Raw genomic sequence first — 5,711 nt, 5'->3', positions numbered from 1 at the left:
TAAATGATCTGCCTATCGTTTACAACATCTCATGGTATGAGCAGAAAGCAGTCATCGTACTCCTTGCTCTGCTGTATCTCGGAGTGAAGAATATCCACCTCGGACCGACTCTGCCTGCGTTCCTGTCTCCGAATGTGGCAAAGGTTCTTGTAGACAGCTTTGGCATTGCAGGCATTACAACCGTTGACGAGGATATGAGGATCTTCGGCTTATGAGAAGAAAAGACCGTGAAGTGACCGATCTCAGCGAGATCATAGAGATCATGAAAAACTGCGATGTATGCAGACTGGCTCTGAATGATGACGGCTTTCCGTACATTTTGCCGCTGAATTTCGGTATGGCGGTAAACGGAGATAAGATCACGCTATATTTTCATAGTGCTTTGGAGGGCTATAAGGTCGGGCTTATCCAAAAGGATAACAGAGCTTCATTTGAAATGGACTGCAAACATGAGCTGCAATACTTTGAGGACAAGGGCTACTGCACAATGGCATATGAAAGCGTGATCGGCAGAGGGCATATCCGTATCCTGCCGGAAGAAGAAAAACTGCCTGCGCTGAAACTGCTCATGGCGCATTATCATAACGGAAAGGATATGCCTTTCAGCACGGCGGCGATACCGAGAACGCTTGTATATGCCCTTGAGGTCGAAAGCATAACAGGTAAAAGAAAGCCTGTAAAATAATTCTGACTTTGAACTGGGTTCAAAGTCAATAGAGCTTTACAAATTGACAAACCCCATAGCAATGTGGTATAATGTATGGGGTGATCCTATGAACAAAAACCTTGATCTGTTCCTGACCTTTATGAAGATCGGAGCGTTTACATTTGGCGGCGGTTATGCTATGATACCGCTGATACAGCGTGAAGTCTGTGATAATAAACAATGGCTGAGTGAGGACGATATACTGAAAGTCGTGGCGATCGCAGAGTCCACGCCGGGACCGGTGGCGATCAATGCGGCTACCTTTGTGGGTAGCCGCAGAGCAGGAACTCTCGGTGCTGTTTGTGCAACTCTGGGTGTGGTACTGCCGTCATTCCTAATCATCTCGATTATTTCTTTTGTCCTGAAAGCCTTTCAGGAGTCAAGAGCTGTACAGTACGCATTTATGGGTATCCGTGCAGGCGTTCTCGCTCTGATACTCAAAGCGGTATATACCATGTTCATGGCAACGAAGAAGCACGCTGTTTCCTATGTTATCATGGCAGCGGCACTGGTGCTGACGGCTTTTCTGAAAATAGATGCAGTGTTCGTGATCATTGGCTGTGCAGTGTTTGGGCTTGTATGGTCGCTGCTGTTCAGGAAGGGGGACGAGCTATGATATGGATCGAGCTTTTCCTTACTTTTTTGAAGATCGGGGCGTTTACGTTCGGCGGAGGGTATGCAATGCTTCCGCTGATACAGAGCGAGGTCGAGCGTCACGGTTGGCTCACACAAGCTGAGGTGGTGGACTTCATCGCAGTCAGTGAAAGCACACCGGGGCCGCTTGCGATCAATATGGCGACATTTGTCGGCATTCGCACCGGCAGCGTGTTCGGGGCTGTCTGTGCTACACTCGGCGTTGTCCTGCCGTCCTTTGTGATAATTCTGATCGTAGCGAAGTTCTACGAAAAGTTTCGCAAGAGCCGTGCCGTTGACGGCGTGATGTACGGTCTGCGTCCTGCTGTGATAGGACTGATCGGTTCGGCATTTCTGTCTGTCGGAATGACGGTCTTCTTTCCAAACGGCTTGCAGACAGCGGTGTTTTCGGGCGTGGGCTTCTGGCTCTCTCTGGGCATATTCGCCCTCGGTGCTGTGCTTGCTTTCAAGAAGCTGCACCCAATAGCGATCATAGGTATTTCTGCTGTTATCGGCATTATCGCAGGATATGCACTTGGTTTATAGTGATAAAAAATTCCGTGAGTTTTTCGCTCACGGAATTTATGTTATATGACAGTTTCGCCGCTGTGCAGAGCAATGAGCTTGTCGCCCATGATCTCTTTCATCAGCTCAAATGCAGGAATGCCCGTGCAGTGACCGCTGTAAAATACGGTATCAAGCTGTGAAAGCTCCTGCGCTGTCTGAATGATAACTGCTTTTTCTTCCTCGGTGTGCTCTCCCTCAAGCTTCATCATGTGGAATCCTGTGATAACGTAGTCGGGATAGCTGTCAAACAGTTCCCTGTATCTGTCGAGGATATTGAGTATTCCGTTGTGAGCGCAGCCTGACATAAGCCAGCGTTTGCCGTTCTGTGTGATGACAAGGCACTGCTCGTGACGAAAATCGTCCTCGACCTTTTCACCATTTTTCATGCAAGACAGCTTTTTGTTTCCCTGCGGATAGCACCGCCTGCCTGTGATGCCGCTGAACAAGAATAGCTCATCATCAAGCTGCATATCGCCGTCAATCAGCCGGACATCAGGCAGTTTGAGGATATCCGTATCAATGCCGATATAGCGCTCGCCGTTGTAATGCGGTTCGGCGGCTGACCTCTGCATAATTATCTGTGCAGTATGGTTGAGCTTTGAAAACGGCAGGATACCGCCCGAATGATCGTAGTGACCGTGGCTCAGGATAACAGTGTCAACAGCAGTCAGATCAATTCCGAGGACTTTCGCATTCTTCACAACTGCATCCGTCTGCCCTGTGTCAAGCAGGAGTTTATGTTTTTTAGTCTCAATATAGATGCTGAGTCCATGCTCTGCAATACAGTTTTCATTACCGCAGGAATTTTCTACAAGTGTGACGATCTTCATAATTCAGCACCTCTTGGCGGATTTTCTTCAAGATAGCGGTCAAGTATCTCCGCAGCAGTTCTTACAAACTTCACGCAAGGTCTGACTTTATAGTATTGCTCGGTACGTTTTTCGGGAGTTGGTTCACTTGTGACGGCAAGTCCTTTCAAAAGATCACGGCAGACGATAGTTTCATGCACCTTGCGAAATTCCTCTGCAAGATACTGTATCCTCTTGTAATGCTCTGTTTTAACAGCGTGATCGGTTTCCGTTCCTTCGCCGTAAAGAATGCCTGCCACCATGAACATGGCAGAACAGGTGCCGCATACCTCACGCAGCCGTCCCATTCCACCGCCGAATGATGATGAAAGTCTTTTGGCAAGTTCCTCGTCCATGCCTGTCACATCAGAAAATGCAACAAAAACAGACTGAGCGCAGTTATATCCCTGTGTGAATAGAGCGGCTGCCTTTTCGGTATGATCGTATTTCATCAGTGGTTACCGCAGCTGTGAGTGCCGCAGCCATGATCTCCGCAGGAATGACCTTCGCCGTGTTCGTGATCGTGATGATCACAGGTAGGGTTATCGTTCTGTACAAGTGTCTGTGCAAGGAAAGCCTGCACCGCTTCATCGGCACTGCCCATATTTCCTCCGTAGAGGGTAATGCCAGCCTCCTGCATAGCCATCTGTGCGCCTCCGCCGATACCTCCGCAGATAAGAACGTCAGCCTGAGCATTTTTCAGGAATCCGGCAAGTGCGCCGTGTCCTGCGCCCATTGTTCCAACTACCTGCTCATTGATGATCTTGCCGTCAGCAACGTCATAGAGCTTAAACTGCTCTGTTCTGCCGAAATGCTGAAAGATCTGACCGTTTTCATAGGTTACTGCGATTCTCATAATACCATTTCCTTTCCGTGTGATCTCCTCGGAGACTGTGTTATCAAGAGTATAATTTCCGCCCGAAATTACTATGCGTCTGCCCTCGACCAGAGCCTGAGCAAGTTTTTTTCTTGCGGTATCATAGATAGCCGTGACAGTCGTTCTTGCCACGTTCATCTCCTGAGCACATTGTTCCTGTGTCTTTGACTGATAATCTATCAGACGTATCGTTTCAAACTCGTCAAGGGACATTGTAAGCGTATCGTTAGCTGTATCCTGATCGGGCGCAAAGCTCCAGTAATCGGGATAACAACAGATACGGCGTGATTTCTGTGGTCTCGGCATTTTCGCGTCTCCTTTCTGACTTATGTCAATTATAGCATAGTTTTCGACTTATGTCAAGTACAAAATTGAAATTCTCGGTTTAAATTCACTATTGACAACTTGCCAGCAAAATGTTATAATAATAACAGAAAATTTCATACGGGAATGATGTTCTCCCACGGGAAACCGAAACCGCTTATCATAAGCTGATGACTTCTGCGTTTTACGCAATAGTTGTCGGCTTTTTTATTTTATGGAGGTATTTTTATGCTGTTATCACTTGCGATCATTTTTCTTGTCGGGCTGTCTGCCGCCGCTATCTTTGAACGGATAGGCTTGCCACGCATCATCGGTATGCTCGGTGTAGGTATCGTGACAAGTCCCTATGTGCTTGATCTGCTTGACCCGAAAATACTCGGTATCTCCTCGGAGCTTCGGCAGATAGCCCTCATTATCATACTGATAAAGGCAGGGCTTTCGCTGAATTTGTCTGACCTAAAAAAAGTCGGCAGACCTGCGGTGTTGATGTCATTTGTGCCTGCCTGCTGTGAGATCGTCGGGTATGTTGATTTTGCACCTATCTTGCTTGGGGTAGATCGTATCGAAGCAGCCGTCATGGGGGCGGTGCTGAGTGCGGTGTCTCCTGCGGTGGTCGTACCACGAATGGTAAAGCTGATCGAAGAAAAATGGGGTACCGGGAAGAGCATACCCCAGATGATACTTGCAGGAGCGTCCTGCGATGATATTTTCGTGATCGTGCTGTTCTCCACATTTGTAACTATGGCGCAGGGCGGCTCGGCAAAGGTCACGGACTTCCTGAATATCCCCATATCCATTGTGCTTGGCGTTCTGCTCGGCGCGGTGGTCGGGAACGGACTGTATCTGCTGTTTGATCGGTCATATCAGCACAAACACAAGATCAGGAACAGCACGAAGGTCATCATCCTGCTTGGCACAGCGTTCCTGCTGATGAGCATTGAAACGCTTGTAAAGCCCTATATTGCATTATCGGGACTGCTTGCTGTTGTGGCTATGGCTTGCGTTGTCAAGCTGAAAACGGACAGCAAAGTATCATCACGGCTGTCCGAGAAGTTCGGCAAGCTGTGGATAGCTGCTGAGGTCATGCTGTTCATACTTGTGGGTGCGGCGGTAGATGTGCGTTATACCTTGTCGGCAGGCGGAATGGCGGTGCTGATGATATTCATAGCCCTTGCTTTCAGGGCTGTGGGCGTGTGTCTGTGTCTGCTCGGTACGGAGCTGAACGCAAGGGAGCGTATCTTCTGCGTGATAGCCTATCTTCCGAAAGCGACGGTGCAGGCGGCTATCGGCTCGGTGCCGCTGTCGCTCGGTCTGCCCTGCGGAAAAATCGTGCTGTCAGTGGCGGTGCTTGCGATACTGATAACAGCTCCGCTGGGGGCAATTGGAATTGACAGGAGTTATATGCGGCTGCTTGATGCTCAAAAATAATGATTAAGCAGAGGTCGGCTCGGCGATTCCGTGTTCCGCTTCATACTCCCTGACACGGCGGTAAAATGTATTAGCCGACAAGCCCATTCTCCGCATAAAGTCCCTGCCTGTGATGCTCTTGGACTTCCATTCCCCATAGAGCTGCCCGAACCTCGTCCAGTCGATTTCAATGGGCTTTCTGCCTGTGTACTTGCCCTGTGCTTTGGCGATCTCGATGCCCTCACGCTGTCGCTGTTTGAGCTGTTCTCTTTCAAGCTGAGAGAGTTCAGCGAACACGGTCAACATGAATTTGCCCGTAGGAGTGTCCGTGTCGATATTCTCCTTATGG

General features: G+C 48.9%; 9 protein-coding genes and 1 riboswitch. Of the genes, 5 read left to right on the top strand and 4 right to left on the bottom strand.

Annotated features, from left to right (window positions below):
• The 4 genes from CUS_RS13030 to CUS_RS13015 all read left to right on the top strand — a co-directional run.
• A partial coding sequence (locus tag CUS_RS13030; RefSeq protein WP_002851450.1) for a hypothetical protein occupies nucleotides 1–215 on the top strand: 215 nt, incomplete at its 5' end.
• A complete protein-coding gene (locus tag CUS_RS13025; protein ID WP_002851442.1) occupies nucleotides 212–685 on the top strand; it encodes a pyridoxamine 5'-phosphate oxidase family protein in 474 nt (157 codons plus the stop codon). The genes CUS_RS13030 and CUS_RS13025, both read left to right, overlap by 4 nt.
• An 88-nt stretch (nucleotides 686–773) precedes the next feature.
• Nucleotides 774–1,322 (top strand): chromate transporter, encoded by a 549-nt coding sequence (locus tag CUS_RS13020; RefSeq protein ID WP_002851444.1) that lies wholly within the window; start codon nucleotides 774–776, stop codon nucleotides 1,320–1,322.
• Nucleotides 1,319–1,885, top strand: a complete 567-nt coding sequence (locus tag CUS_RS13015) for a chromate transporter (protein ID WP_037277427.1) — start codon at nucleotides 1,319–1,321, stop codon at nucleotides 1,883–1,885. The genes CUS_RS13020 and CUS_RS13015 overlap by 4 nt, the downstream gene beginning before the upstream one ends.
• A gap of 41 nt (nucleotides 1,886–1,926) precedes the next feature.
• Here the strand turns inward: CUS_RS13015 and CUS_RS13010 are convergent, their stop codons facing one another.
• The 3 genes from CUS_RS13010 to CUS_RS13000 are packed head-to-tail and all read right to left on the bottom strand — an operon-like array spanning nucleotide 1,927 to nucleotide 3,937.
• Nucleotides 1,927–2,736 carry an MBL fold metallo-hydrolase gene (locus CUS_RS13010; RefSeq protein WP_002851449.1) on the bottom strand — a complete coding sequence of 270 codons (810 nt, stop codon included), beginning with the start codon at nucleotides 2,734–2,736 and terminating at the stop codon, nucleotides 1,927–1,929.
• Complete coding sequence (locus tag CUS_RS13005; protein ID WP_002851446.1) at nucleotides 2,733–3,206, bottom strand: C-GCAxxG-C-C family protein; 474 nt, start codon at nucleotides 3,204–3,206, stop codon at nucleotides 2,733–2,735. Before CUS_RS13005 ends, CUS_RS13010 begins: the two co-directional genes overlap by 4 nt.
• Entirely contained in the window at nucleotides 3,206–3,937 is a 732-nt protein-coding gene (locus CUS_RS13000; RefSeq protein WP_002851448.1) for a DUF134 domain-containing protein, read from the bottom strand. Before CUS_RS13000 ends, CUS_RS13005 begins: the two co-directional genes overlap by 1 nt.
• Nucleotides 3,938–4,068: 131 nt before the next feature.
• Nucleotides 4,069–4,142, top strand: a riboswitch (Fluoride riboswitch).
• 41 nt (nucleotides 4,143–4,183) lie between these two features.
• Here CUS_RS13000 and CUS_RS12995 point away from each other — a divergent pair.
• Nucleotides 4,184–5,383 carry a cation:proton antiporter gene (locus tag CUS_RS12995; RefSeq protein WP_002851443.1) on the top strand — a complete coding sequence of 400 codons (1,200 nt, stop codon included), beginning with the start codon at nucleotides 4,184–4,186 and terminating at the stop codon, nucleotides 5,381–5,383.
• A 3-nt stretch (nucleotides 5,384–5,386) separates the two neighbouring features.
• On the opposite strand, the gene CUS_RS12990 is transcribed toward CUS_RS12995, so the two are convergent.
• Nucleotides 5,387–5,711, bottom strand: a 325-nt coding sequence (locus tag CUS_RS12990) for a recombinase family protein (RefSeq protein WP_002851447.1), incomplete at its 5' end; no start/stop codon positions are given.

It is taken from the genome of Hominimerdicola alba 8, assembly GCF_000178155.2.
GTDB classification, from domain to species: Bacteria; Bacillota; Clostridia; order Oscillospirales; family Ruminococcaceae; genus Hominimerdicola; species Hominimerdicola alba_C.
Note: the sequence above shows the minus strand (reverse complement) of the source record. Positions and strands in the feature narration are given on the sequence as shown.